Source organism: Desulfobotulus sp. (genome assembly GCF_034006065.1).
Taxonomy (GTDB): domain Bacteria; phylum Desulfobacterota; class Desulfobacteria; order Desulfobacterales; family ASO4-4; genus Desulfobotulus.
Genome location: NZ_JAVETM010000035.1, coordinates 13,617 through 39,304, shown reverse-complemented (window position 1 = coordinate 39,304; position 25,688 = coordinate 13,617). Strand labels below are relative to the sequence as shown.

Genomic DNA, 25,688 nt, shown 5'->3' with positions numbered 1-25,688 from the left:
CAGGTGAAGGATGAGACCCGGCTGACCCTCTCTTTGTCCGTCAACCTGTTTGACGGTCTGAAAAAGCCCGCTGTGTTGGCCCGCAACCGGATGGCGGTGAGTCGTCTGGACCATGAGCGCCAGGAGGTTCTGGCGGATCTTGATGTGCAGCTTCAGAATCTTCTTCTGGATGCGCGGGTGGCGGAAGATAACCTGAAGGTGGCGGAAGCAGGCCTTGCCGAGGCGGAGGAGCATCAGCGGGTAACGGAGTACAGCTACCGGGAGGGGGTGAGTACGGCAACGGATCTTCTGGATGCCATTGCCTACCTGTCGAGGGCCCAGGCCAACCGGATTGTGGCCCGGACGGGATATCTGGAAACGGCCTTACGCATCCGGCATCTGGTGGCGGATCTGGACAGGCCCCTCTGATACCCTGAAACATTCCCGACTTTCGGTCCCTTTTCATTTTTGGGGTGCAGTCCTGTGGATTTTCTTTTTTCATGGAAACCTGAAAAGGCCCGGCCAATCCCGCCGGGCCTTATGTATTCTGCCATGCAGAAAAAGCATGCCCACTCTTTAAGAAAATAAGAGGTTTTACGTGCTGCATATCTTTGTGGATGCCGACGCCTGTCCGGTAAAAGAAGAGATCTACCGCGTTGCTCGCCGCTACGGTCTTGGGGTGACCCTTGTCGCCAATGCGGCCATGCGGATTCCCCATGAAAAGGGGATACGCCTTCAGGTGGTGGGGGGACGTTTTGATGCGGCGGACGACTGGATTGTCGAAAATATTGAAGCCTTTGACATCCTTGTGACTGCGGATGTGCTTCTTGCCAGCCGCTGTGTTGCAAAAAAGGCCTCTGTCCTTGGTCCGGGTGGAAAACCCTTTACGGAGAGCAATATCGGGGATGTGGTGGCCAGTCGCAACCTCCTTGCGGAACTGCGGGGAGCAGGAGAAATCACGGGCGGACCGAAGCCCATGGGACCTAAGGAGAGATCCCGTTTTCTCCAGAAACTGGATGAGGCGATCCAGGCCATCCGACGGGAGAATCCCTCTGAATGCGTTAAGACCTGAAACCTTTGTGGCTTCAGTTCAGATCCAGAGGGATTTCAGGTGGAGGTCTCTATGCTGCGGGGCTTTTTTGTTCCGGTAAAAAGATAAGCAGTGAATGATTCGGGATGTTTTGTGTATACAAGGGGGGCTTTCCTGGCGTACAGAAAAAGGATTCCACCGTCTTTCTTTGTACCTTCTGAAGAGGAGATTTTCATGCCCAATCCTGCCTTTCCCTGGTACCTGTCCTATCCCGCTGCCTTTGTTGGGCTGGGCATGGCCCTTGTGTTCAATATCTGGTCCTTTGGTTATTCGGCGCTGATGGCCCTTCAGATTTTTCTGCTCTTTGCCGCAGCCCTCTGGTTGCTTCTGGGCTTGCCCTACATGCAGGGCGTTTACAGAAAAAAACGGAACCGGCTCCGGGCGGATTTTCTGCGGATGCAGGAAGAGGGCCTTTCCGAGGCGGAGCGGGCTCGCATACGCAGGCGAGCCTCAGGGGAAGAAGAGATGGGGGAAGGGCAGGCTGCCCCATCCCCCACCCTGGAGGCGGAGGGGCAATCTTTCCCATTTTCAGAGGATTCCAAGGCCGAGGGAGGGGGGGCTGGGATAGATGCGGGGCCCTGGCTTTCGGATATGGATGCTGGGGAAAGAAAGGAAGAGGGCGCAGGATGCACAAAAGAGCTTTCCGTTTTCTCCGCACCGGGAGATACAGAAGATCTGGAAGCTTCTTTTCTGCAGGAAACTTCCGTTCAGAAGGAAGGGGATGTCTCTTGTGGAATCCTTTCGTCTTCCATGCTTCGGATACGGGATTTCTTAGAAAGGGAGGCGCCCCTTTCCGTGGATCGGGCGGAGGTTTTCTGTCTGCAGGAAGGATATGGGCTAAGCGAAGCGCTGGGTGAGATCAATCTGGATGCGGAAGAGCGCCTGGGGCGGCGTCTTTTTCAGGTTATGGGAGACAGGGTGGAGGCGGTCTGAGAAGAAAGGTGGCTCCTGAAGCGGTCAGGGCTGCTGCCAGGGGGGAACCAGATCCTGGGGGCAGCCCAGGTGGTCGAGGATGCGGGCCACCGTAGTATCCACAAGGGCTTCCACGCTTTGGGGGTGGTGGTAGAATGCGGGGCTTGCGGGCAGGATGGTGGCCCCAGCCCTGTGCAGGGTCAGAAGATTTTCAAGATGGATGGCATTGAAGGGCGCTTCCCTGGGAACCAGGATGAGGGGCCTTTTTTCTTTGAGACTTACGTCCGCTGCCCTGTGGATGAGATTGTCGCCGATGCCTGCGGCGAGGTTACCGATGCTGCGCATGGCACAGGGAACAATGGCCATGCCCTGATGGGAAAAGGAGCCGGATGCGGGCGGGGTGAAAAAATCGTTTTGTGCATGGATGAAGAGTTTACGGGTATCTTTGGCGTGACCACGCATATCCAGAAGGTGGAGGGGGTTTTCCGAGCCCATCTCATGGCGGAGCACGGATTTCCCGGAATCGGAGATCACAAGGTGGACTTCCGCTCCCTTGTTCAGCAGGCATTCCAGGGTGCGGACGCCATAGATAACGCCGGAAGCGCCGGTAATGGCCAGGACAAAACGCATCTAAAACCCCTTTGCCGTCCAGAGATCCAGAACAATACCGAGAAAGAGCAGCAGGCTGATGACACTGTTCACATGGAAAAAGGCCATGGGAATGCCGGACAGGTCGTCTTCCTTGACCATGCGGTGTTCCAGAATGAGAAGGCCGCAGAGGAGGAGGGCGAATCCGAGAAATACGGGACCGAGGTTAAAGGCCGGATACAGGGAGAAGATGAAAAGGCCGCAGGCCGTGTGGGTGGCTCTGGCAAGGAAAAGGGCTTTTGGGATTCCAAGTTTTGCGGGTATGGAGTGGAGGCCTGCTTTTTGGTCAAAATCCGCATCCTGGCAGGCGTAAAGGATGTCAAAGCCTGCAATGTGGGTGAAGAGAACTGCGGAAAGGAGCAGGATTTTCGGATCCAGAGTTCCGGTGAGGGCCACCCAGGCTGCGGCGGGAGCCAGGGCAATGGCAAGACCCAGATAAAAATGGCAGAAAAGGGTAAAGCGTTTGGTGTAGGAATACCCGAAGAGAAAGAAAAGCACGGGAAGGGCCAGTTTGCCGCACAGAGGACTTAAGGCCATGGCCGAAGCCACAAAAATGAGGCTTGAAAGAAGAACAAGAAGAAGGGCCGCTCTGGAAGATATTTTTCCCGCAGGGATTTCCCGCAGGGCGGTTCTTGGATTCTGGGCATCCATGGAGGCATCGGCAATGCGGTTAAAGCCCATGGCCGCAGTCCGGGCTGCCACCACGGCAATCAGAATGAAAACCATGGGCTCCCATTCCATGGGGATCTCCTGGCTTGCAAGGGCAAGGGCTGCGAGCACGAAGGGCAGGGCAAAGACAGAATGGGAGAATTTGATCATCCGACCATAGGTCAGGGTGGTGGCAATGGCTTTGTGCAGGGCGGGCATGCGTCCTCTTTTCAGGATTCCTTCCCAAAGGGTTTTCCGGAGTCTGCGGCAAAGCCTGTGAGGCTTTCCTTATACCGGGAACCCGAAGGGTAGGGCAGGGCCAGGGGCCGTACCCGGAATCTCGGTTTCAGGGTGACGACCATGGCCACAAAGGTGCCAAAGGGCACGCGTTGGGCCAGGGGCCAGTGTTCAAGGGAACAGCCCATGTTATTGGGTTCGGGGAAAAGACAGACCGAGCGCCAGTCAATGGGCACATCTCCCACAAGTTCCCTTACCATGGTTTTGATTTCCCAGAGGGAAAAAAAGCGGGCCTTGGCGTAAACGCCCCGGCCGAAGAGGCCCTGGATGCGGCGTTGCAGGCCTTTGATGGCATAGCGGTTGAGAACGCCAATGAAAACGCGGTCTTTGGCCACGCGGAAGGCTTCTTCCAGGGTTTTGCGTGGGTCTGCCACAAATTCGAGGGTGGTGAAAAGGCAGGCGTGGTTGAAGGAGTTGTCGTCAAAGGGCAGATCTTCGGCATAACCCCGGAAGAGGCTGGCCTTGTGGCCCAGACGCTCCAGGGCGCGATCCAGCATGAAGGGAGAGGGATCAATGCCCGCCGTATCCAGACCCATGGCGATACAGCGCTCCATGATTTCTCCGATGCCGCAGCCGATATCCAGGATGGATTCTCCGGGATGGGGGCGCAGCAGATCAAAGAGGATCTGGGTTTCCATGGCGGCTGCGGGGGTCAGGGTGCAGCGCTGTCGCCATTTCACGTACGCTTCGGTGTCTTTTTGGTCGAAAACATGTCCCATGGGGGGATTTTTAGGCAATTTCAGGACGCTGTGCAAGGAAAAAGGCTTAAACCGGGGAAAGGGGGAAAAGTGGGGCTTCCAGGGTATGGGGTCAGGGAGGTGGGGGCAGGTCCTTTTCCAGGGTGAGGTGGTTACCCTTGTCATTGTAATAAAAGGTATTGAAATAGCTTTTCATGATATGGATACCCCGGCCGTTTTCAGCGTTGCTGCGTCGTTTTCTGGCGGTGCGCCAGTTGAATCCCGGGCCTTCATCTATTATTTCCAGGGTGATGCGGGTTTGGGTGAGATGGATGGTGTAGGTGACCGTGGCCTGGGGACGTCCGGCATTGCCGTGGCGTACGGCATTGGTCAGGGCTTCGCGCATGCCAAGGCAGATGGCAAAACTTAAGGATCCCAGCCCATGGCTGCGGAGAAAGGCCTGGGTTTCGCTGCTGGCCCGGTCAATGTTTTCCATGTTGGAAGCCATGCGGATGATGATGCCACCTGTGGTGCTTTCTACGACAAAAGGGCTTTGGCTCATGGCGTAAGACTCCATCAGGATAAGGGAAAAGCGATTTCAGGTTTCCTTCTGGATGCTCCGGTCATCAGATTTCGATGCTGAGAATCACAATATCATCTTCAACAGGGACTTCCGGCGGGAGCAGGATGTTCCGGATCCGCAGGGGAGCCGCCTGGATGGGTTGGCGGCGGACCGCCTCACAGGCGCTGATCATGCGTTCTGCGGCCTGAGGCCACACGGAGCGGTCCAGCCCGCTTTCCACAAGACCGTCGGAATAGAGGTAAATGCGATCTCCGGGCTTTACGGAAAGGGTCCGGGCTTCAAAGATCACATCCCGGAAGATGCCCAGAATGTCGCCGTCCATGCGGATGAGCCGTGCAGGGCCATCAACGGGAACATAGACCGCCGGAGGATGTCCTGCATTGACCAGGGTGAGTTTCAGGGTCTTGCGGTTGAGATGGGCATAGGCGGCGGTGAGGTATTTGCCTTCAGGAAGGATTTCCACAAGAACGTCATTGATGAGCTTCATGCTTTCCCCGGGCTGGTAGATGGGGGTGCAGTTCTGCTTCAGCAGGGCCTTGATGGCGGAGGTGAGGTAGCCTGTGCTGATGTCGTGGCCGGAAAAATCCGCCACAAAATACCCATGGATGTCCTTACATATGGAAATCACGTCATAAAAATCCCCCCCCGCTTCCTGCAGGGATTCGTAGAAGGTTCCGAATCGGGCTTCGGGCAGGGTTTCCGGTGTGACGAGAAGGGAGGTCTGGGCTTTGCGGATCTGCCGGAGCTTCTGGGCCTGACTGGCAATGAGGGAGTTGGTGGCAATGGAAAGCTTAAGGTGCAGCCGCACCCTGGCCAGCACTTCCATGGGATGGAAGGGTTTGATGACATAATCCACAGCACCTAAGTCAAAGCCCTCGATCTTGGATTCGATCTCGCTGACGCCTGTGAGAAAGATGACAGGGATGGAGGCGGTGGCCGTGTGCTTTTTGAGAAAGCGGATCACAGTGAAGCCGTCTTCCCCTGGCATCATGATGTCAAGGAGGATGAGATTCGGTCTGTGCTTCAGGGCCAGCTCCCGGGCCAGGGGACCGTTTTCCGCAGTGAGAACCTCATAGCCTTCCTTGGAAAGGGCCGTTGCCAGCAGCCGGACATTGATGGGGCTGTCGTCCACCACAAGGAGGGTGAGGCCTTTGGGCTCTGTGGCTTGCACATCCTGCAGATCTGGCATAAGAGGCTCCGTATCAGAGGGCATGGCGGAGGGCCTCCAACTCCCTTTTCAGGGCCGTTGGAAGGGAGCGGAGACTTGCGAGATCCCCAGCCGCTGCTTTTTTTTCCGCAACCAGGGTCATGGTGTAGATGGCCGTGAACCCGAGATTGCCCGCAGCCCCCTTGATGGCGTGGACAACCTCCTGGGTGAGGGGGGCATCGTTGTCCTGAAGGGATTTTTCCATCCGATCGATGTCTTTTTGTGTGGTGTCCACAAAAAGCTGGGTCAGCTCGATGAAGTCCGCCATATCCAGTCCGAGCTGTTCGGCAAGAACCTTAAGGTCTGTCATGGGTGCTCCTGGGTGACATGGGGTAGAAGGGTAAGGACAGGGCAGGGGCAGGTTATTTTTGAATACTTTACCTTGCAGGGGGGTGTGCTGCAAGCGTAAAGGCGCTTGTTGCGGCCGCAGCTTTGTGCAATGCATGGAGCCGGGGCCATAAAAAGCTTGACCTTCCGGTTTGTTTGGAGGATATATCAAGGAATATGGATATTTTAATATTCTGCAAGGCTTTGTCCGATCCCACCCGAATCCGCCTCCTCCACATCCTGGACCGTCATGAACTCAGTGTCAATGAGATTGTGGCTGTCATGGGCATGGGGCAGTCCCGCATTTCCCGGCACCTCAAAATCATGACCGATGCGGGCCTTTTGTCCTGCCGCAGGGACGGGGTCTGGGCCTTCTACGGAGTACCCGCGGAGGGCGGCGGAAAGCGCTTTGTGGCTTCGGTGCGGGAGTGGCTGGAAAAGGAGGCGGAACTTGCCGCAGACCGCAGACGTGCGGCGGAAGTGCTGGAAGCCCGGCGTAAAAGCACCTCCCGCTTTTTTGACGCCATTGCCACGGACTGGGATTGTCTGCGCCGGGAAATTCTGGGGGGCTTTGATCTGAATGGAACCCTGCTGGCTGCCGCTGGAAGACCGGATCTGGCTGTGGATCTCGGCTGCGGCACAGGGGAGCTGCTCCGGGGACTGGCCCGTCAGGCGGGTAAGGTCATTGGCGTGGATTATTCCACGGAAATGCTGGCCGAAGCCAAAAGACGCTGTGAAAAGGAAGGGCTTAACGCAGATCTGCGCCTGGGGGCCATTGAGCATCTGCCCGTGGCGGATCATGTGGCGGACCTGGCGGTGATTTCCCTGGCCCTCCACCATCTGCCCGACCCCGAAGGCGGCATCCGGGATGCGGCTCGCATTCTCCGCCCTGGCGGGCTTCTGCTCATTGCAGATTTTGATAAACACGAAAACGAGTACCTGCGGGAGCGTTTCGGAGACCGCTGGCTGGGTTTTCCCAAAGAGACCATTGCCCGCTTTCTGGATGCTGCGGGTTTTCAGCTGGATTCTGTGGAAACCTTTGCTCTGCCTTCGGCCGAGGATCTGAATCTCAACCTGAACCTCTATCGCTGTGTGCGCATGGAGGCTTAAAGGGGGGTCTTGGGGCTCGGCTTAAGAAAATTTTTTGTATCTGAAGGATTCAACCATAAAAAAGAAGGAGAATTCCCATGACAATTCCAGCCCTGGATTTGAGCCTTGGCTACAAGGTTGCGGATATGGCGTTGGCGGATTTTGGCCGTAAGGAAATGCAGCTTGCGGAAAACGAGATGCCCGGCCTCATGGCGGCCCGTGAAAAATACGGAAAGGAAAAGCCCCTGGCAGGTCTCAAGGTCACAGGCTCTCTGCACATGACCATCCAGACGGCCATGCTCATTGAAACCTTAAAAACCTTAGGCGCGGATATCCGCTGGGCTTCCTGCAACATCTTTTCCACCCAGGATCATGCGGCGGCAGCCATTGCTGCGGCAGATTCTGCAGCGGTTTTTGCCTGGAAGGGTGAAACCCTGGAGGAATACTGGTGGTGTACGGAGATGGCCCTCCTCTGGCCCGACGGCTCCGGCCCGGACCTCATTGTGGATGACGGCGGAGACGCCACCCTGCTCATCCATGAGGGCGTGCGTGTGGAAAAGGATCCTTCCCTTCTCAACCGGACACCGGGCTCTCTTGAAGAAAAATGCCTTTTCGACCGCCTGCGGCTCGCCTATGAAAGGGATCCTGGCCAGTGGACCCGCATGGCGGCAAAGATCCGGGGCGTATCCGAAGAAACCACCACGGGCGTGGGCCGTCTTTATCAGCTTCAGAAAAAAGGGGAGCTGCTCTTTCCCGCCATCAACGTGAACGATTCCGTGACCAAGAGCAAGTTTGACAACCTTTACGGCTGCCAGGAATCTCTGGCGGACGGCATCAAGCGGGCCACGGATGTGATGATCGCAGGCAAGGTGGTGGTGGTCTGCGGATACGGGGATGTGGGCAAGGGCTGCGCCCGTTCCATGAAGGGTTTCGGAGCCCGGGTGATGGTGACGGAGATTGATCCCATCTGCGCCCTGCAGGCGGCCATGGAGGGCTTTGAAGTGCTGACCATGGAAGAGGCCGCCCCTCTGGGGGATATTTTTGTCACCGCCACGGGCAACTACCATGTCATTACGGCCAGCCATATGGAAGCCATGAAAAACGAGGCCATTGTCTGCAACATCGGCCATTTTGACAATGAGATCGACATGGCCTACCTCGAAAACACGCCGGAATGCAGAAAGCTCAACATCAAGCCCCAGGTGGACAAATGGACTTTGAAGTCCGGACGTTCCATCATCGTGCTGGCCGAAGGCAGGCTTGTGAATCTTGGCTGCGCCACGGGGCACCCGAGCTTTGTCATGAGCAACTCCTTTACCAACCAGACCCTGGCCCAGATTGCTCTGGCCACCCAGCCCCATGAAAAACAGGTTTATACCCTGCCCAAAACCCTGGATGAGGAAGTGGCGCGCCTGCATCTCGGCCGTCTGGGTGTACGGCTCACGCGGCTGACGCCGGAGCAGTCGGCTTACCTGGGAATTTCCCCGGAAGGTCCCTTCAAGCCGGAACATTACCGCTACTGATACGAAAGGCGTCCTTCCTGGAAGGACGCCTTTTTCAGGCCCTGATTTTTTGTCAGGGCCCTCCCCCTTGAGGGTGCAGCGCAGCAAAAGGGCATGAAAATCAAAGGGATACTTGCAAACATCTTGCAAACAAAGCAATTGACAGGGCTTGCACCCCTCTGCTAAAGGAAAAAATTCACTGTATCCATTGATTTTCTGGATATCCTTAACGCAGCAGGGAGGAAGACATGAAAAAAATTCTGTGTCTCTTGGCAGGTTTGTCCTTATTGACGGTTCCGGCCTTTGCCCAGACCATCCGCATTGGTCTCATGGCCCCCATGACCGGTTCCTGGGCCAGTGAAGGACAGGACATGCGGGACATTGTCACCCTCATGGCCGACGAGGTGAATGCCAAGGGCGGCGTTCTCGGTAAGAAAGTAGAGATCGTGGTGGAGGATGATGCAGGTGACCCCCGTGCTGCGGCCCTGGCGGCCCAGAAGCTTGCCACCCGCAAGGTGGTGGCGGTCATCGGTACCTATGGCTCTTCCGTGGCCGAAGCCGCCCAGAACATCTATGATGATTTTGAAATCATCCAGGTGGCCAATGGCGCCACTTCCAACCGTCTGACGGAAAAGGGCCTGCCCTATTTTTTCCGCACCTGCCCCAAAAACGATGAGCAGGCCACCGTGGCGGCCAAGGCCCTGAAGAGCATGGGCTTTTCCAAAATTGCCGTACTCCATGACAATACCTCCTACGCCAAGGGCCTTGCCGATGATGCGAGAAAATTCATCGGTGAACTGACAGAAGCCAAGATTGTCTTTTTTGACGCCCTGACCCCCGGCGAGCGGGACTTCAACACCATCCTCACCCGTATGCGGGCCGCCAGCCCCGATGTGATCCTCTTCACAGGCTATTATCCCGAAGCCGGGCTTCTCCTTCGCCAGAAAATGGAAATGGGCTGGGATGTTCCCATGATGGGCGGGGATGCCACCAACAATCCCGACCTGGTGGACATTGCAGGTAAGCAGGCGGCAGCAGGGTTTTACTTCTTAAGCCCTCCGGTTCCCCAGGATCTGCCCACGCCAGAAGCCAAAGCTTTCCTGGATGCTTTCCAGAAAAAGTACGGCAAACTGCCGGGCTCCATCTGGGCCGTTCTGGCAGGGGATGCCTTCACCACCATCGTGAAATCCATTGAAGGTTCCGGTTCCACCAAAACCAAGGATGTGGCGGCCTACATGCACACAAAGCTTAAGGATATGCCCGCCCTTACGGGAACCATTTCCTTTAACAGCGCAGGCGACCGCATCGGTGACGTGTACCGGGTCTATCAGGTCAGCAGTGAAGGAGCCTTTGTTCTGATGCCCTGATAAGGAAAAGGGTCGTCGGACGGGTGTCTTATGAGGTATGCCGGGCCGCTTTCTGCCAAGGGAGGCGGCTCTTGCATGTCCGTTTCATACGGTGTTCGTCCTTTGTCTGCGGTAAGGTCCTCCCGCGTTTTTCAGAATGTTTTTTTCCGGGAAGAGAACCATGGATTTTTTCTTGCAGCAGTTGTTTAACGGTCTGGCCGTGGGCGGCATTTATGCCCTGGTGGCCCTGGGGTACACCATGGTGTACGGGGTGATGAAGCTCATGAACTTTGCCCATGGCGAGCTTTTCACCATGGGCGCCTACCTGGGGCTGACCTTTCTGGGGGTCTTTGCCTTTACGGAGCTTCTGGGGCCTTTTCTGGGGGTTTTGGTGCTGATCCTTCTCGTCATGGGCCTTGTGGCCCTGGTGGGGGTTCTGCTGGAACGGGCGGCCTACCGGCCCCTGCGCTCTTCTCCGAGGCTTTCGGCCATTGTTTCCGCCCTGGGAGCGTCCATTTTTCTCCAGAATGCCATCATGCTGGTGTACGGGGCGCGTTTTCAGGTCTATCCCCATGGCATCCTGCCCAACATGCCCATTTCCATCTTAGGCGTTGACATTCCCCTTCTGCGCATCCTGCTCTTTCTCGTTTCCATTCTCATGATGGCAGGGCTTTTCTTTTTCGTGCAGAAAACCCGCATGGGTACGGCCATACGGGCGGCGGCCATTGATCAGGATGCGGCCCGGCTTATGGGCATCAATGTGGACCGGGTGATCCAGATCGTCTTTCTCATCGGCCCGGCCTTGGGCGCTGCCGCAGGGGTCATGGTGGGCATCTATTACGGTCAGATCAACTTCACCATGGGCTGGGTCTTTGGCCTCAAGGCCTTTACCGCAGCCATCATCGGCGGCATCGGCAACATTCCAGGTGCCATGCTGGGTGGGCTTCTCCTTGGTGTTTTGGAAGCCATGGGAGCGGCCTATATCTCCACCGCATGGAAGGACGCCATCGCCTTTGCCGTGCTCATCCTCATTCTTCTGGTGCGTCCCCGGGGCATTCTGGGAGAACGTGTGGCGGACAAGCTATGAATCAGAAACATGTGATCTTAAGTATTCTTCTGGCCTTTTTTGCCTGCTTTCCCGTGCTGTTTGACAACCCCTACTGGATTGGGGTTTTAAACGACATCTGGCTCTATGCCATTTTGGGTTTGAGTCTCAACTGGATTGTGGGGCACACGGGTCTTTTCAACCTCGGGCATGCGGCCTATTACGCGGTGGGAGCCTACACAGCGGCCATTCTCGCCACCCGCTACAATGTCCCCATCCTCTGGGCCATGCCCCTTTCAGGTCTTGCGGCAGGGCTTTTTGCCCTCATCGTGGCCCGTCCCATCATCCACCTGCGGGGGGATTATCTCGCCATTGTCACCATTGGTGTGGGCGAGATTGTGCGCATTGCCCTGGAAAATGATGTTTTTGGCTTAACCGGCGGTTCCAACGGGATTTTTGGCATTCCAAGGCCCGAGTTTTTTGATATCCGCATCCGCAGGCCCTGGCAGTTTTACTATCTCATCGGCGGTTTCCTCCTGCTCACCATCTGGTTTTTCTACCGCCTGGAGCAGTCCCGGTTCGGGCGCGCCCTCAACTACATCAAGGAAGACGACACCGCAGCCGAAGGCTCAGGCATTCCCACGGCCTATTACAAGCTTGCGGCCTTTGTCATCGGTGCCGTATGGGCGGGCATGGCAGGCACCCTTTTTGCCGCCAAGATGAGCACCATCTCGCCGGGCTCCTTTAACTTCTGGGAATCGGTTCTGGTTTTTGCCATCGTGATTCTCGGGGGGGCGGGCAGCATCCCCGGTGTTATTCTGGGGGCGTTTCTGCTGGTGGGGCTTCCGGAGATCTTCAGGAACTTTGCCGATGCCCGTATGCTTTTTTTCGGTGCGGCCATGGTACTCATGATGATTTTCCGCAACAAGGGGCTGCTGCCGCCCCTTGTGCGTAAGTACGCCGGTGTGGTCCGGAAGCGGGGAGGCCTTGCATGAGTCTTCTGAGCCTTGAGAAGGTGGTGAAAACCTTCGGCGGCCTCACGGCGGTGAACCGGGTGAGTTTTTCCGTGGAAGCAGGTTCCGTGGTGGGGCTCATCGGTCCCAACGGAGCGGGGAAAACCACGGTGTTCAACCTCATTACGGGCAACTATACCCCGGATTCCGGGGATATCCGTTTTAACGGGGTTTCCATCAGGGGTAAAAAACCCCATAAGATTGTCGAGATGGGCATTGCCCGCACCTTTCAGAGCATCCGCCTTTTCCAGAACATGCCCGTGGTGGAGAATGTGCTGGCGGGCTGTCACTGCCGCATGAAGTCCGGCATTTTCGCCTCCATGCTTCGGACACCCGGACAGAAGAGGGAGGAAAAACAGGCCCTGGAAACGGCCCGGAAGATGCTGGAGTTTGTGGGACTCTGGGAACAGGCGGGGCTTTTGGCCTCAAACCTTTCCTATGGCAAGCAGCGGCTTTTGGAGATTGCCCGGGCACTCGCCAGCGGTCCTGAGCTTCTTATTCTCGATGAACCCGCAGGGGGCATGAACGATCAGGAAACGGCGGAGCTGCTCACCCTGATCCGGGAAATCGGGAAAATGGGCATCACCGTACTCCTCATTGAGCATGACATGGGCCTTGTGATGCGGGCCTGTGAAAAGCTTGTGGTCATTGAGTACGGCACAAAAATCGCCGAAGGCGGCCCTGAGGAGGTAAAAAACAATCCCAGGGTGATTGAGGCCTATCTCGGCGTTGAGGAAGAGGAATGTGAGGAAATCCGGAACGGAGACGGAGAAAGTCCATGCTGAGCCTTGAAAATCTTGTGGTGAAATACGGCAATGTGGAGGCCCTGCACGGCATTGACATGAAGGTTTCCGAAGGGGAGATCGTCAGTATCTTAGGGGCCAACGGTGCGGGGAAATCCACCACCCTCATGGCCATCAGCGGGCTTGTGAAACCCGCATCCGGCGGGATTCTCTTTGAAGGTAAGCCCCTGCACACCCTTCCTGCCCACCGCATCGTGGAAATGGGGATCGCCCAGGTACCCGAAGGCCGCCGGGTGTTCGGTACCCTCACCGTGGAAGAAAACTTACGTCTTGGGGCCTTCACCAGCAAGGACAAGGAGAGGGATGGGGAAACAAAGGAGTGGATTTTCACCCTTTTTCCCATTTTAAAGGAAAGACGCAAACAGCTGGCCGGAACCCTTTCCGGCGGTGAGCAGCAGATGCTGGCCATCGGCCGGGCCCTCATGGCCCATCCCCGTCTGCTTCTTCTGGATGAACCCTCCCTGGGCCTTGCCCCCCTCATCATCAAGGCCATCTTTGAAACCATCCGCCAGATCAACGAAAGCGGGGTCACCGTGGTGCTGGTGGAGCAGAATGCCAGAGCAGCCCTGCGTCTTGCGCACAGGGGCTATGTCATGGAGGTGGGCCGGGTGGTGCTGGCGGATACGGCCCAAAACCTTCTCGCCAATCCCGAGGTGCATTCGGCCTACCTCGGGGGGCATGGATAGTGTTCTGACGCACTTTAGAGCAGGGAACGGATGAAACAGCCCGACCCGCCTCCGGACTGGGGCGTGGGTACGGGCTTTTCTGTGGCCGGAGGATTGCCGGGGTCTTCGGGTGATCCGTTTTCACTGTCCGGTATGGGAACAGAGGGGACAGGAAGGGCAAGCCCCGAAGGATCCCGCACCACTCCTGCCCTGGGATCCGTATCCCAGGGCCCGTTGTCTGTCACATAAAGAAACACCTGGTCCCTTGCGGCATTGAATACCGCCCCATCCCCGAAACCTCTGGAGAGAGTATTGCGGTCAAAATCCACCCAGCCCTGCTGGGGGTGGTATTTCATCCATACACTGCCCTGGGGTGCGGCCTGGGGAAGGTAGAGGATGAAGCGGGCCGTTTCTCCCTGGTCAACTTCCATGGCCATATCCAAAAGACCATAGGGAAGCAGGGCCGGTCGGCCCACAGGGTCGCCGATGGTGGCGGGATCCACAGCGGAGAAGGTCATGAGCCCTGGGCTTTGCTTAATGGCCACAGGGGAGCCGTTGAAGGTTTTGATGGGAAGGGCATCTTCGGGGAGGCCTTCCATGGAAACGCCGCTGGGGCTGATGGTGACGCCCATGAGATAATGGTTTTCCACATCCTGAGTGTTTTTAACCCGCAGACGGAAGCCCAGCCGGGTATTCATGGATACCCGGGGAGCAAGAAAATGGGTGTCCGGGCCTTCTTCGGGGAAAAGATAGACCGGCGGTCCTTGAGTCTGGGTCCAGGTGTATTCTTTGATATTATCGAATCTGTCGGCGGAAAGCCGGACCCGTTCGCCGGAAAAGGCATTGGCGGGTAGGGCTCTGGCCTTGGCTGTGGGCGGCGGGGAATCCGGTGCATGGATGAGAACGGGCAGGGTGATGGCGTTGCTGGCGCTGTCTGTGATGGTGAGTTCCGTTTTGCCGGAAAGAAGACCTGTGAGACGTAAAGAAAGGGAATTCAGGGTCTCGGCAGTGATGGTGAAGGCAAGGAACTGGGGGTAACGATTGGATACCCTGTAGGGGCCCGTGCCGCCTTGGAGGAGGACAGGGGTTGAAGCGCCTGTGGAAAGCTGGGGATAGGGTGAATCGAAAGCCATTGCACTGACCGTGATGGTGACGCTGCTCTGGCTGGAAGCTCCGGCGCTGTCCTTTGCTGTGAGGGTGATGCGGTGTTCGCCGCTGGCAAGGTTTTGCAGGGAAAAGGCGTTGCCTGTCCCAAGCGGAGTCAGCTTGCCCGCATTGTTGCTTTCCCAGGAAAGGGCCTTGCCGGTGAGGTCACCGTCTTCGGCGTCCGTTGCGCTGCCGTGGAAGGTGATTTCCGTTCCCCTGTGAAAGGTCTCTCCGTCCAGGGGGCGATGAATGACGGGCGTTTCCGGAGCCGTGTTGCCGCAGGTGATGGAAATCTGAACCGTATGGCTTGCGCCTTTGCTGTCTGTGGCCGTCAGGCGGATATCATGGCGACCGGGGCTGAGGGTGTTTTTTGAAAAGAGCGCGCCCCTGCCGATTTCTCCGTCCCGGGTGGAGACCCAGACCAGGGCATTGCCCGAGAGAAGGCCATCTTCCTTGTCCGTGGCCTTTCCCTGAAACTCAATCATTTCATGGGTCATGAAGTGCGTGCCGTCCTTTGGGCTCAGAATTTCGGCCACAGGCGGATGGTTGCCTGCCACAAGGCGGATGAAAGTGCTGTCCGTTTCCCCATCCTTATCCCTGACCATGAGGGTGATGGTATGCTGGCCTGAGCTTAAGGCGAGATTTCTCAGCTCCGATCCCGTTCCCAGAATCCCGTCCCTGTCGGAAGTCCAGGTCAGGCTGCTTCCTGTGAGAACGCCGTCTTCAGGATCAATGCCTGTGCCGCTGAGGGTGATGGTTTCGCCCTCAAGGAAGATGCTGTTGTCCGGCGGAGACAGGATGGTGGCCTTTGGGGCCGAATTGGTCAGGGTGATGCGAATGAGAACCGCAGGGCTGGTAAGGCCGTTTTTATCCGTTACGGTGAGGGAAATCTGGTGAGGGCCGGGGAGGAGGGTATTCACGTCCAGGGTGGGGCCGTTGCCCAGAAAGCCGTTGCGGTCAGAAACCCAGCGCAGGGTGTCGTTGGTGATGACGCCATCCTCAGGGTCTTCTCCCCGTCCTTCAAAGCGAATGTGCTGGTTGGTGGTGAAGGAATCGCCATCCTGGGGCCGCACGATGATGGCTGTGGGCGGTTCATTGCGGATGGTGATGCCCAGGGAGGCGATGTTGGAAAGGCCATGGCTGTCCGTTGCCGTGAGGGTGATGGTGTGGTCTCCGGGAAAGAGGGTGTTGAGGGAAAGTTGTTCACCCCGACCCAGCTCGCCGTTAAGGGTGGATGTCCATACCAGTTTGTCGCCTGTCAGTCGTCCTTCCTCGGGATCCGTGGCCTGACCGCGGAAAAGAATGTGCTGCCCGTAGTTGAAAGCATCTCCGGATGCGGGGGTGAGGATGGTTACGATGGGGGCTTCGTTGCGGACCGTCAGCTGGATGGCGGTGTTGCCGGTAAACCCCGCATCATCCTGGACAATGAGGGTGATGGTGTGCAGGCCCGTACTGAGTGTGCTGAGGCCAAAGGTGGCCTGCTGGGAGAGGACGCCATCCTTGCTGGAGGTCCAGGTGTATTCGGTAATGGTCCGGCCGGGTGCGGGGGTGGCGCTTCCTGCGAAGGTGACATAATCTCCCACGGCCACGGTGGTGGCGTTTGCAGGCAGATCAATGCTCACCGCAGGCGGAGAGGCCAGGGCGATGGTTCCAGCAAAGGCCAGAGCCAGAAAGAGAAAGAAGGTAAAAAGGCGGCCCATGGTATGCTCCTAAGGTGTGATGGTGAGGGTGATGGACTGGATATCCCTGCCCCCGTCCTTGTCCGTGGCGATGAGGGTGATGGTGTGGGCGCCGACACTGAGGTTGTTTTTGGTAAAGGTGGCGCCGTATCCGAGGTTGCCGTCTCTGCTGGAAACCCACTGGAGCTTTTCGTCGGGAAGCAGGCCGTCTTCCTCGTCATGGGCGCTGCCGATGAAAAGAACCGGCGTATTGACTGTGGCCGTGTACCCTGTGGCGGGATGGTCAATGCGAGCCACAGGCGGGGTATTGTCAACATGGATGGTGATCTGGGCGGGGACGCCTGGGATACCATGGGAATCTTTTGCTTCAAGTGTGATGGTGTGGGTTCCCTTGGAAAGGTCATCTCTGGAAAAGCTGTTGCCTGTGCCGATCTGTTTATCCTTGCTGGAGGTCCAGGTCAGCTTATTTCCCGTAAGCGTGCCTTCTTCCTTGTCCGTGGCTTCTCCGTGAAAGGTCACGAGTTCACCTGTGCGGAATTTTGCGCCGTCCATGGGCTGCACAATGGTGATATCCGGAGGCGTGTTGCCTTCGGGGTTGATGGCGATTCTGATACTGGCGCTGTTGGTGACGCCAAGATTGTTTTTGGCCACCAGGGTGATGGTGTGTGTTCCGGTCTGAACGAAATTGACGTGAAGGGTTGTGCCGAATCCCAGGTAGTCTTCCCTGGAAGAATACCATTTCAGGGCCGTGCCTGAGAGAATGCCCTCATTGACGTCCGTAACCTGGGCTACAAAGGTGACAAGGTCTTTTTTTTCAAAAACTGCGTCCGTTTCCGGGCTGACAAGGGTGATCTGGGGAGGATCCGTGGAAGGTGGGGTGGTCTCTGCCACGGTGATATCCACGCTGGCACTGTTGGCCCCATGGACATTGCCCGCCACCAGGGTGATGGTGTGACTGCCTGCGCTGAGGTTGTTCCGGGTGAATGTGCTTTGGGTGCCGAGAACCCCATCCCGCGTGGAGGACCACTGCAGGCTGTCCGCCGAACCGGTGATCTGGGATACAAAGCTGATGGTGTTGTTCCGGTCAAAGGCCGCGCCGTTCTCGGGGCTGAGAATACGGATCTGAGGGGGCGTTCCGGGAGCGGATTTGTTACTGGAATCCCCTGTGGCCACAATGAGGAAAAAGCCTAAGGCGACAAGGAAGAGAAGAAGAAAGGAGCGGAAAGGTTCTTTGATGGTCTGCATGATCGCCTCACCTTTTCAGGGATTGTCCGTATGGGGCCATAAAAGCGGAAATTCTGGTTTTCTGCGGCATTTTTAAAGGCGTTTTATAAAAAGAAAGGGAAAAGGCCGCAGCACTTCCCAGTACAATGCCCATCACATCCATGGGATCAAAGGTTCCGTGGATGAAGTAGTCTCCGATTCTGTGTAAAAAAGGCATGCTGTGAAAGGCCGGGGGCAGAAGGCTTGCAGCCCTTTCACCGTAGTATTGCCCCGCCTCCATCCAAAGCCCCACACATCCCCAGAAAACAGCCCAGAAGCGAAGGCTTTTCGGCTTCCCCCCTGCGGTACCCGCACAGATCAGGGCCATGGCAAAGGGATGAAGGGCGTCGGGCAGCCAGTCCCCCGCAGGGCCGAAGGTAACACCCGCATATCCTTTTTCAAAGAAAGAGAAAATTCCCACGGGCCGATCCAGAACATAGACCATGGCCCCTGCTGCAAGGGCTGTGATGCCTGTGAAAATCATGGTGGCAGCGCGCATGGGATTTTCCTTCTGCCTGCTCTTTAAGGGGAAAAAAGCTTTCCTTGGGGGGCTTTTTTTTGGGTTTAAAGGAATCCACTACTGGGTGGACAAAAGGGCTCCACCCGCAGCCCCTGCTGCGGCTGCCGTGCCCATGGTCTGATAGATGACCGCATCCGTGGAGTTGGTAAGGACTCCCGCAGCTCCACCCGCCACAGCGCCTAAGGATGCCCCCGCCAGAGCGCCCATGAGCAGTCTCGAGAGTTCGGACCCGTGGTAGAATTTCAGTTCTCTGGGGCTGATGAAGACCACCACGCGGGTGGTGGCCACTCCATCCTCATAGCTCAGCTCATAGTTTCTTGCGCCCCGGAGATAGGCGTTGGTCTCGCTGATCACAAGATCCCGGTTCACGGTGCTTTTCCCCACCTCGCTGTAAACCTGAATAATGGTTCCGGCCAGGCGTTCGGAAAGTTGACGGTAGCCGTCAATAACCGCTGCCCGCTCGGCCATAAGCCTGCGCTGCTGGGGAGATCCTGTTTCCGGTGCAAGTCCCTTTCCCAGAACCGCCACCTGAATGCTGTTGGCGGCTTCTTCGGGCTCAAGGCCGGGGATGAAGTTGTGGCGACTCGTCCGGGGTTCCTGGTGTTTGACCACCTGATGCCGGGTTATGCCGCAGCCTGCGGTGAAAAGGGCTGCAAGGAAAAGGAGCGCGAGAAGCCACCGTCCCTGGGTATGAAAGGAAAGATAAGATGTCATGGTCCGCCTCTCCTTTAAGTGAGATGGATAAAACGGTTGGTACGAAAAAATCGGCATGCCCTGCCTGGTTTCAGGCGCAGGGTTCTGTCTGGCACAAAACAATGCATGATTTGTGCCATGAATCATGCATTGGAGAGGTTTTCTGGCTGGGGCTTTGGGGTGTCGTTCTGGGGCCTGGGAAGGTGCAAAGATGGGGAATATTCAGGAAGGACTTTTTACCGGGCTTTGGGGTGTCGTTCTGGGGCCTGGGAAGGTGCAAAGATGGGGAATATTCAGGAAGGACTTTTTACCGGGCTTTGGGGGAAAGTTTTTCCCTGTGGAAAAAAATTCCCGTATGCGCAGGCCTGGGTATGGGCAGGACACCTTTTTATATGTTATTGAAAAATAAGCTTTTTTATGATTTTTCTTTTTGGTGAACCCTGGCATGTGGCTTGCTAATACACCCGAGCAGGTGTGTTGTATGGGATCAGAACAGAGCCTGTGTTCCGTTTTTGCCCTCTGAATGAAAGGATATCCCCATGATGCTGTCAGCCATGCCCATGATGCCTGTGGAAACGGCAAAGGCCTCCGGAACCCGCAAGGCTGCGGGGGAGGCTTCCGGAACCTTTGGGGGATTTCTGGACCGGGCCATGGGCCGGGCAGGCGCTGTAAGCACAAAGGCAGGCGCATGGCAGCAGAAGGAAGACCCGATCCTGTCTCTGGAGCATGTTCTTGAAAGGATGCGGGCGCAGTGGCGGGCCTTTTCCGCCATGGGGCGCCAGGATATGCCTGCGGAAGCTTCGGTCCTTGATGTGCTGCGTCAGATGATTCAGGGCAGCGGCGTGCAGGATGGGGCAAAAAATTCCCTTTTGGAGGCTTTGGATGCGGCAAAGGGGGAAAGGCTTTCTCTGGGAGAACTTCTGGATACGCTTCAGGGCCTGGCGGAAAATGCAGAGATGGAAACGGAAGAAGGCAATGCCCTCCTTTCCATGGGGGCCTTTCCTTTTGTATTTACCCTGCTGAAGGATATGGGGATTCCGGAAGAGCGCATTCATGCCCTTCTGAACCGTGCCATGACCGAAGGTCAGGGCTTTTCCCTGGAGCGGCTGGGGCGGGAGTGGGCCCTGCTGCGGGAGGATCTGACCCAGGGGACTGTGCTGGCCGGTGAAGGAGGCGTAGGCCGGGATCACGCCATCGGCGTTCTGGATGATCTGCTGGAGGGACTGCGGAGCCTGGGGGCGGATCAGGCGGGGGAGAAGACGGGATTTTCCCATGATACGGCCCGGATGCTGGAACGAGCGGTGCTTTCGGCCATGAAGGAGCGGAACTTCGGAGAAGTTCTGGGGAGGGAAAATCCTGAATTCCGTCTGCCCGGGCAAGAGATGAGTGCAGGCTTTCTGCGGGAGATCCAGCCTGGATCCAGCCCTGTGGGTGTGACGGAATCGAGAGAAGCCAGCCTGGGCAAGGGCGTCCGGGGCGCGGACAATCCGGAAGATAAACGGGAAAAAAAGAGCGCTGCCTGGGAGCGGGAACGGGTTTTTGCAAAGGAAAGGGCGGATGAGACCCCAATCATGAAAGCCCTTGTTTCCGAGGGTTCCGAAACACCTTCGGATGAGGAGGCTCTGATGCTGGCCTCGGATGCGGGAAGAAAAGGGGCTGAGCCTGCTTCCCATGCCTTTGAGATGGCAAGGGAAAATCCCAAAGCCTTTTTATCTTCGCAGAATCCTGTGGGGGAAGAGACGTATTCCATGGACAGGGAAGGGGATGAAAGGGTCTTTTCCGGCTTGACGGAAAATTTTTCCGGTGAAGGCGGAAAAGAGGGGGGGCATTTGGATTCACGGGGAAGGGAATCGGCCTTTTCTCTGGCCTCTGAAAAAAGGGAGACCGAAGGAGAACGCCAGGTTGTGGGCGCGACGCCTCTTCACAGCGGCCGGGGCAGTGAAGGGATTGCCAGCCGTTCTGCCCCAGCGCCTCCGCCGCCTGCCTATGTGATGGATCAGGTGGGGCGTAAAATGGCCCAGGCCGTAAGCGAGGGCCAGAATGAGGTGAGTTTTCAGCTGAAGCCTGAAAACCTGGGGCGTCTGCATCTGCGCATTGAAAGTGTTGCCGGAGGGGTGAATATCCGCATTCTGGCGGAGCGTAAAGGAACCCAGGAAATGCTCAACTCCCAGATCGCGGATCTGAAAGCGCAGATGCAGGAGCAGGGCATACGGGTGGAGCGTATGGAAGTCAGCGTGGCGCCGGATTTTGACACCGCCCTTTTCCGGGAAAAGGAACGGGAGCGGGAAGCCCGCAAACCGAGGCAGAAGGAGGAAGGACGTCTGTCCGGGGTGACAGAATCTGAAAAAAAACAGGGTCTTTCCGTTGTGCGCTCAGATATTCGCAGCAATTCAAGCCTGAATCTTGTGGCCTGAGGGGAAAGGGGTGGAAACCATGGTAACAACGACAAGCACCAATGCGGCGCTGGCAAAGGTGGCGGCGAGTTATAAGTCCAAGGAGGATGAGAAAAAGGATCCCTTGGGCAGGGAAGCCTTTCTCACCATGCTGGTAACCCAGCTCCAGCATCAGGATCCCCTGAACCCCATGGAGGGAACGGATTTTACCGCCCAGCTGGCCCAGTTTTCCCAGCTGGAGGCCACCTTTAATACGAATAAAGCCCTGGAATCCATTCTGGCGGCCCTTCAGACGGGATCTTCCAAGGATCTTGAAGCCTATATGGGCAAAGAGGTGCTGGCGGAAATCGATTCCATTGAGGTTTCCAGCGGTAAAGCCGTGGGTGGTTTCTATACCCTGGAGGAGGGCGCTGCGGTTACGGTGAATATCTACAATGAAAGCGGCACACTGGTGAGAAGTCTTTCCCTGGGGCAGCAGGAGGCGGGTTCCTACCCCATTTCCTGGGATGCCCGGAATTCCGCAGACCAGCAGGTGGCGGATGGTTCCTACCGTTTTGATGTCATTGCCCTGGGGCCTGGGGGTCTCAGCCGGGTGCAGACTACGGTGGAAGGTACGGTGGACGGCATCCTGTACGCCAATGGCAAGGCCTATCTTCAGGTGCAGGGTACCTTTGTGGATCCGGAAAGCCTGATCAAGGTCTGGGAAAAAGGCAGCACAGGCCCTGTGGTGAGTCCCATGGAGTTCATTGGCAGGGATGTGCTGGCGGAAACCGCAGTCATTGATTTTGACGGTACGATTCTCGGGAATACGCCGGGCTACACCCTGGATCGCGCGGATGAAGTGCTGGTGGAAATTTATGACAAGGATGGAAAGCTTGTGAAGTCCCTGTACGAGGGAACCAAGTCCGCAGGAGAAAACCACGCCATTTCCTGGGATGGCAAGAACTCCCTCGGAATCACCGTGGAAGCGGGCGTGTATTCCTACCGCGTGCTGACCAAGGGCGCTGTGGCGGATACCCGTGTTTCAGGCGAGGTGACCGGCCTTGTATACAGAAACGGAACGCCCTACCTGAACATGGATGGATATCTGGTTTCTTCGGGTGCTGTCCGGAGTGTGGGATAAGCAGATTGCATTGGTGCTGAAGCGCAGTTTTTTGCCTTAACGTTTTTTTATCCGGAGGTGCCCTATGTCCCTCACCAGCTCACTCTACACCGGAACCAGCGGGCTCACCAACATGGGCAATGCCATGCAGGTCATCGGTGATAACATTTCCAACGTGAATACCGTGGGTTTCAAGGGAAGCCGTTATACCTTTGCAGACCTTCTCAATCAGACCGTCGCCACCCAGTCCGGTTCTTCTCAGATGGGTCGCGGTATGGCCATCGGAAGTGTGGATAACCGTTTTCTCCAGGGCTCCTTTGAATCCACGGGCAATGCCACGGACCTTTCCATAGGCGGAAACGGCTTTTTTGTGGTGCGTCACCCTTCCAGCAGCCAGGAATACTATACCCGTGCCGGCAACTTCAACTTTGACAAGGACGGCAAGCTTATCAACCCCGAAGGGTATATTGTGCAGGGCTGGAAGCTGGATCCGGATACGGGCAATGATCTGGGTGCTATGACCAACATCATTCTCCAGTCTTTTACCTCACCGCCCAAGCAGACTTCCAAGGTGACGGCCATTACCAACCTGGACGCGGATGCCCTGAGTCAGTCCGTGGTGCTGGCCAATGCCTGGAAGGCTTCGGATGATCCTCCCCTTTCTCCCAACAACTACCAGTACCAGACCACGGTAAAGGCCTATGACGCCCTGGGAAGCACCCACGACATCACCATTTATTATGATAAGAAATCCGGATCGGAGTGGGAATACATCATCACGATGAACCCTGCGGAAGATAAGCGGGTGGGGGTCCAGGGAACAGAGGCCAAAGGGCTTCTCGCCCGGGGCACCATTTTGTTCAACGAGTCCGACGGATCCATTGCCAATGTGACCATGGAGGAATTCACGGGTCGGATCGGGAATGTGCGCTCCCAGGGTGTGAACAAATATGATGGCATTCATTTTGTGATCAACTCCACGGAAAAAATGGCCATGGACGGTTTTGATTTCAATTTTGAATTTGACGGCAATGTCTGGAATTTCAAGGACAGTGCGGGGCCCAATTACATTGATCCCTTAAACCCGGGCCTTGGGCTGAATCCGGATGATCCCTATGGCGCGCCTCCGGACGGCATCATTTCCGCAGCGGACAAGCCCGCCAATTATCCCAATGCCCAGATTCTCTATTCCGATGGAAAACGCATTGAGATTGCACTGGATCCCGATCCTCTGGATCCCTTTCCCGAGCCCGATATCGTGATCCGTCTCGATACCACGGCTGTGGCCACGGACGCCCTGCAGTTTGACATCAACGACCCCACGGGCATCCATGTGCAGAACCTTGCCGGCCTTACCTACAGCGGAGATACAGGCAATGACAACACCACGCTTACCATCAACGACCCCAGTGTGATGATCCGGGATGCTGAAGGCATCAGCCTTGTCTGGGATGCCCAAAGGGAGCGTTGGTACATGAGTAACCCCAGCCTGCAGAACGTGACCGGCGAAGATTATACGGGGCTGAATGGAGCCAGTGCGGCCACCACCACCCGCACGGTGAGCAATGCCGCTGCCCTGACCCAGTATGTGGAGGACCTGAACGTGCGCTGGAACGGTACGGCCTGGGACTGGAATATGCCCACGGACCGCAACGCCACCTTCCTGGGCGGAACCGGCCAGATCACCCGGACCAATACGGTGATGACGGTGAACAATCCTCTGGTGCTGACCAATGCCTCCGTGGGGAATCTGGTGCTGGACTATGATGGCACCGGCGCTGGCGGTGTGAATGGCTGGACCATCACCAATGCGGGAGGACTCACCCCTGTCATTCTGCCCACCAGCAGCAACAGTGCGGTGCATGTGGATATGAACGGGGATGGAACCGCAGACTTAACCTTTGCCTTCAATACGGCCCTCAGCACCACGGGTGTGGGCAGCACCCTGACCTTTAACGTGGATCCTGCGCCGCCCTTGCAGTATCCCAATGCGGTGATCACCAGCATCAGTGCGGATTCCTTTGCCATCAACTTTGACGGAACAGGGGGGCCGGATGTGACCTGGGACTTCGGAGCGGGTCTTGGTGCCGCAGCAGCAGGGGATGCCTTTGTCTTTGACATTGATCCGAGAACAACGCCCAAGGATTATCCCAATGCCGTGATTCGTGGGGATAAGGACAAGGTGTACATCGATCTCGACGGGTCAGGCGGAGAAAATGACAAGGAAGACATTGTGTTCAGCTTCACGGAATCCATGCGTTCCGGAGCCAATGTGGAAAACAGTACCATTACCTTTGATATCGAGGGCGGCACATCCTGGAGAGGTCTCAATACCAGCGATATGAACAAGGCCGGCTACTTTGAGTTCACGGCGGATTTTCTGGGCAGTGCCGGTCAGCTGGCTTCCGATGGAAAGTTCACCACCACCAAGCAGAAGATCGCCTTTGACATAGGCACGGTTTTTAATGGTGTGAATTTCATCAATGGGTCTTTGACCACCACCCAGTATGCCCGCTCTTCCTCCACCACGTATCAGACCTCCGATGGCTATGGCGCAGGGGATCTCGAAGGTGTGGAAGTTTCCGGCGAAGGGGTGCTGACCGGGGTCTACTCCAACGGCCAGACCATTCCCCTGTACCGGGTGGCACTTGCCAAGTTCCTCAACAACCAGGGGCTTTACAAGGAAGGGGGCAACCTCTACCGGGCAACCCGGGAAAGCGGTTCCGCCATCACGGGAAGGCCGGGATCCAATGGTTTGGGCAGGCTTTCTCCCAACTCCCTTGAGATGAGCAACGTGGATATCGGAGATGAATTTGTGAAGATGATCACCACCCAGAGGGGATTCCAGGCGAACTCCAAAACCGTTTCCACGGTGGATACCATGCTGGAAGTCGTGATTCAGATGAAGCGCTGATCTTTCGCGTCTCGTATACGGTCATGGTTCAGAATCCGGCCCTTTCCCCTTTCATCAGGGAGAGGGCCGGATTGCTTTTGGGAGGAAGGCAGTGGTATAGAAACAGCAGTCTTTACGGTATGCGAGAAGAACAGAGGCCGTGGATTT

23 protein-coding genes are annotated in these 25,688 nt (G+C 56.7%); 13 read left to right on the top strand and 10 right to left on the bottom strand.

From position 1 onward, the window contains the following. The 3 genes from RBR60_RS12570 to RBR60_RS12560 all read left to right on the top strand — a co-directional run. A partial coding sequence (locus RBR60_RS12570; RefSeq protein WP_320357300.1) for a TolC family protein occupies positions 1-408 on the top strand: 408 nt, incomplete at its 5' end. 169 nt (positions 409-577) lie between these two features. Further along, complete coding sequence (locus RBR60_RS12565; RefSeq protein ID WP_320357297.1) at positions 578-1,051, top strand: YaiI/YqxD family protein; 474 nt, start codon at positions 578-580, stop codon at positions 1,049-1,051. A 192-nt stretch (positions 1,052-1,243) separates the two neighbouring features. Next, the gene (locus RBR60_RS12560; protein ID WP_320357295.1) at positions 1,244-2,002 is read left to right on the top strand and encodes a hypothetical protein; all 759 of its coding nucleotides are present in this window, start codon (positions 1,244-1,246) and stop codon (positions 2,000-2,002) included. Between the two features lie 24 nt (positions 2,003-2,026). Here RBR60_RS12560 and RBR60_RS12555 read toward each other — a convergent pair whose 3' ends face one another. The 6 genes from RBR60_RS12555 to RBR60_RS12530 form a co-directional block, all read right to left on the bottom strand. Further along, positions 2,027-2,611 (bottom strand): flavin prenyltransferase UbiX, encoded by a 585-nt coding sequence (locus RBR60_RS12555; RefSeq protein ID WP_320357294.1) that lies wholly within the window; start codon positions 2,609-2,611, stop codon positions 2,027-2,029. Then, positions 2,612-3,496 (bottom strand): UbiA-like polyprenyltransferase, encoded by an 885-nt coding sequence (locus RBR60_RS12550; protein WP_320357292.1) that lies wholly within the window; start codon positions 3,494-3,496, stop codon positions 2,612-2,614. It lies immediately after the preceding gene. 11 nt (positions 3,497-3,507) lie between these two features. Further along, positions 3,508-4,254 carry a class I SAM-dependent methyltransferase gene (locus RBR60_RS12545; RefSeq protein WP_320357290.1) on the bottom strand — a complete coding sequence of 249 codons (747 nt, stop codon included), beginning with the start codon at positions 4,252-4,254 and terminating at the stop codon, positions 3,508-3,510. Between the two features lie 130 nt (positions 4,255-4,384). Then, the gene (locus RBR60_RS12540; protein ID WP_320357288.1) at positions 4,385-4,813 is read right to left on the bottom strand and encodes an ATP-binding protein; all 429 of its coding nucleotides are present in this window, start codon (positions 4,811-4,813) and stop codon (positions 4,385-4,387) included. Positions 4,814-4,877: 64 nt separating this feature from the next. After that, entirely contained in the window at positions 4,878-6,023 is a 1,146-nt protein-coding gene (locus tag RBR60_RS12535; protein WP_320357286.1) for a fused response regulator/phosphatase, read from the bottom strand. A 13-nt stretch (positions 6,024-6,036) separates the two neighbouring features. Next, complete coding sequence (locus tag RBR60_RS12530) at positions 6,037-6,351, bottom strand: Hpt domain-containing protein (protein WP_320357284.1); 315 nt, start codon at positions 6,349-6,351, stop codon at positions 6,037-6,039. A gap of 194 nt (positions 6,352-6,545) precedes the next feature. On the opposite strand from RBR60_RS12530, the gene RBR60_RS12525 reads away from it, so the two are divergent. The 7 genes from RBR60_RS12525 to RBR60_RS12495 all read left to right on the top strand — a co-directional run bounded on the left by RBR60_RS12525 (position 6,546) and on the right by RBR60_RS12495 (position 13,852). Further along, entirely contained in the window at positions 6,546-7,478 is a 933-nt protein-coding gene (locus tag RBR60_RS12525; RefSeq protein ID WP_320357282.1) for a metalloregulator ArsR/SmtB family transcription factor, read from the top strand. Between the two features lie 77 nt (positions 7,479-7,555). Beyond that, positions 7,556-8,980 (top strand): adenosylhomocysteinase, encoded by a 1,425-nt coding sequence (gene ahcY, locus RBR60_RS12520; RefSeq protein WP_320357279.1) that lies wholly within the window; start codon positions 7,556-7,558, stop codon positions 8,978-8,980. A 227-nt stretch (positions 8,981-9,207) separates the two neighbouring features. Continuing rightward, positions 9,208-10,326: a branched-chain amino acid ABC transporter substrate-binding protein gene (locus tag RBR60_RS12515; RefSeq protein WP_320357277.1), complete on the top strand. Its 1,119-nt coding sequence runs from the start codon at positions 9,208-9,210 to the stop codon at positions 10,324-10,326. Between the two features lie 160 nt (positions 10,327-10,486). After that, positions 10,487-11,392, top strand: coding sequence for a branched-chain amino acid ABC transporter permease (locus RBR60_RS12510; RefSeq protein ID WP_320357275.1), 906 nt, complete (start codon positions 10,487-10,489; stop codon positions 11,390-11,392). Further along, entirely contained in the window at positions 11,389-12,345 is a 957-nt protein-coding gene (locus tag RBR60_RS12505) for a branched-chain amino acid ABC transporter permease (RefSeq protein WP_320357272.1), read from the top strand. Before RBR60_RS12510 ends, RBR60_RS12505 begins: the two co-directional genes overlap by 4 nt. Continuing rightward, positions 12,342-13,148: an ABC transporter ATP-binding protein gene (locus RBR60_RS12500; RefSeq protein WP_320357269.1), complete on the top strand. Its 807-nt coding sequence runs from the start codon at positions 12,342-12,344 to the stop codon at positions 13,146-13,148. The genes RBR60_RS12505 and RBR60_RS12500 overlap by 4 nt, the downstream gene beginning before the upstream one ends. Then, entirely contained in the window at positions 13,142-13,852 is a 711-nt protein-coding gene (locus RBR60_RS12495; RefSeq protein WP_320357267.1) for an ABC transporter ATP-binding protein, read from the top strand. The genes RBR60_RS12500 and RBR60_RS12495 overlap by 7 nt, the downstream gene beginning before the upstream one ends. 14 nt (positions 13,853-13,866) lie before the next feature. Here the strand turns inward: RBR60_RS12495 and RBR60_RS12490 are convergent, their stop codons facing one another. The 4 genes from RBR60_RS12490 to RBR60_RS12475 form a co-directional block, all read right to left on the bottom strand. After that, entirely contained in the window at positions 13,867-16,677 is a 2,811-nt protein-coding gene (locus RBR60_RS12490; protein WP_320357265.1) for a choice-of-anchor U domain-containing protein, read from the bottom strand. Positions 16,678-16,686: 9 nt separating this feature from the next. Continuing rightward, positions 16,687-17,901, bottom strand: coding sequence for a PKD domain-containing protein (locus RBR60_RS12485; protein ID WP_320357263.1), 1,215 nt, complete (start codon positions 17,899-17,901; stop codon positions 16,687-16,689). Between the two features lie 7 nt (positions 17,902-17,908). After that, positions 17,909-18,418 (bottom strand): hypothetical protein, encoded by a 510-nt coding sequence (locus RBR60_RS12480; protein ID WP_320357261.1) that lies wholly within the window; start codon positions 18,416-18,418, stop codon positions 17,909-17,911. A 78-nt stretch (positions 18,419-18,496) separates the two neighbouring features. Further along, the gene (locus tag RBR60_RS12475; protein ID WP_320357259.1) at positions 18,497-19,153 is read right to left on the bottom strand and encodes a hypothetical protein; all 657 of its coding nucleotides are present in this window, start codon (positions 19,151-19,153) and stop codon (positions 18,497-18,499) included. Between the two features lie 518 nt (positions 19,154-19,671). On the opposite strand from RBR60_RS12475, the gene RBR60_RS12470 reads away from it, so the two are divergent. The 3 genes from RBR60_RS12470 (at position 19,672) to RBR60_RS12460 (ending at position 25,541) form a co-directional block, all read left to right on the top strand. Then, a complete protein-coding gene (locus RBR60_RS12470) occupies positions 19,672-21,546 on the top strand; it encodes a flagellar hook-length control protein FliK (RefSeq protein WP_320357257.1) in 1,875 nt (624 codons plus the stop codon). Between the two features lie 19 nt (positions 21,547-21,565). Continuing rightward, positions 21,566-22,648 (top strand): FlgD immunoglobulin-like domain containing protein, encoded by a 1,083-nt coding sequence (locus tag RBR60_RS12465; protein ID WP_320357255.1) that lies wholly within the window; start codon positions 21,566-21,568, stop codon positions 22,646-22,648. Between the two features lie 64 nt (positions 22,649-22,712). Beyond that, the gene (locus RBR60_RS12460; protein ID WP_320357253.1) at positions 22,713-25,541 is read left to right on the top strand and encodes a flagellar hook-basal body complex protein; all 2,829 of its coding nucleotides are present in this window, start codon (positions 22,713-22,715) and stop codon (positions 25,539-25,541) included. Positions 25,542-25,688 lie beyond the last annotated feature (147 nt).

Coding starts and splice junctions, on each gene's coding strand:
- RBR60_RS12525 (WP_320357282.1), top strand. CDS start 6,546: ATGGATATTTTAATATTCTGCAAGGCTTTGTCCGATCCCACCCGAATC.
- RBR60_RS12480 (WP_320357261.1), bottom strand. CDS start 18,418: ATGCGCGCTGCCACCATGATTTTCACAGGCATCACAGCCCTTGCAGCA.
- RBR60_RS12505 (WP_320357272.1), top strand. CDS start 11,389: ATGAATCAGAAACATGTGATCTTAAGTATTCTTCTGGCCTTTTTTGCC.
- RBR60_RS12510 (WP_320357275.1), top strand. CDS start 10,487: ATGGATTTTTTCTTGCAGCAGTTGTTTAACGGTCTGGCCGTGGGCGGC.
- RBR60_RS12495 (WP_320357267.1), top strand. CDS start 13,142: ATGCTGAGCCTTGAAAATCTTGTGGTGAAATACGGCAATGTGGAGGCC.
- RBR60_RS12555 (WP_320357294.1), bottom strand. CDS start 2,611: ATGCGTTTTGTCCTGGCCATTACCGGCGCTTCCGGCGTTATCTATGGC.
- RBR60_RS12470 (WP_320357257.1), top strand. CDS start 19,672: ATGATGCTGTCAGCCATGCCCATGATGCCTGTGGAAACGGCAAAGGCC.
- RBR60_RS12460 (WP_320357253.1), top strand. CDS start 22,713: ATGTCCCTCACCAGCTCACTCTACACCGGAACCAGCGGGCTCACCAAC.
- ahcY (WP_320357279.1), top strand. CDS start 7,556: ATGACAATTCCAGCCCTGGATTTGAGCCTTGGCTACAAGGTTGCGGAT.
- RBR60_RS12535 (WP_320357286.1), bottom strand. CDS start 6,023: ATGCCAGATCTGCAGGATGTGCAAGCCACAGAGCCCAAAGGCCTCACC.
- RBR60_RS12475 (WP_320357259.1), bottom strand. CDS start 19,153: ATGACATCTTATCTTTCCTTTCATACCCAGGGACGGTGGCTTCTCGCG.
- RBR60_RS12485 (WP_320357263.1), bottom strand. CDS start 17,901: ATGCAGACCATCAAAGAACCTTTCCGCTCCTTTCTTCTTCTCTTCCTT.
- RBR60_RS12515 (WP_320357277.1), top strand. CDS start 9,208: ATGAAAAAAATTCTGTGTCTCTTGGCAGGTTTGTCCTTATTGACGGTT.
- RBR60_RS12550 (WP_320357292.1), bottom strand. CDS start 3,496: ATGCCCGCCCTGCACAAAGCCATTGCCACCACCCTGACCTATGGTCGG.
- RBR60_RS12500 (WP_320357269.1), top strand. CDS start 12,342: ATGAGTCTTCTGAGCCTTGAGAAGGTGGTGAAAACCTTCGGCGGCCTC.
- RBR60_RS12540 (WP_320357288.1), bottom strand. CDS start 4,813: ATGAGCCAAAGCCCTTTTGTCGTAGAAAGCACCACAGGTGGCATCATC.
- RBR60_RS12560 (WP_320357295.1), top strand. CDS start 1,244: ATGCCCAATCCTGCCTTTCCCTGGTACCTGTCCTATCCCGCTGCCTTT.
- RBR60_RS12465 (WP_320357255.1), top strand. CDS start 21,566: ATGGTAACAACGACAAGCACCAATGCGGCGCTGGCAAAGGTGGCGGCG.
- RBR60_RS12530 (WP_320357284.1), bottom strand. CDS start 6,351: ATGACAGACCTTAAGGTTCTTGCCGAACAGCTCGGACTGGATATGGCG.
- RBR60_RS12490 (WP_320357265.1), bottom strand. CDS start 16,677: ATGGGCCGCCTTTTTACCTTCTTTCTCTTTCTGGCTCTGGCCTTTGCT.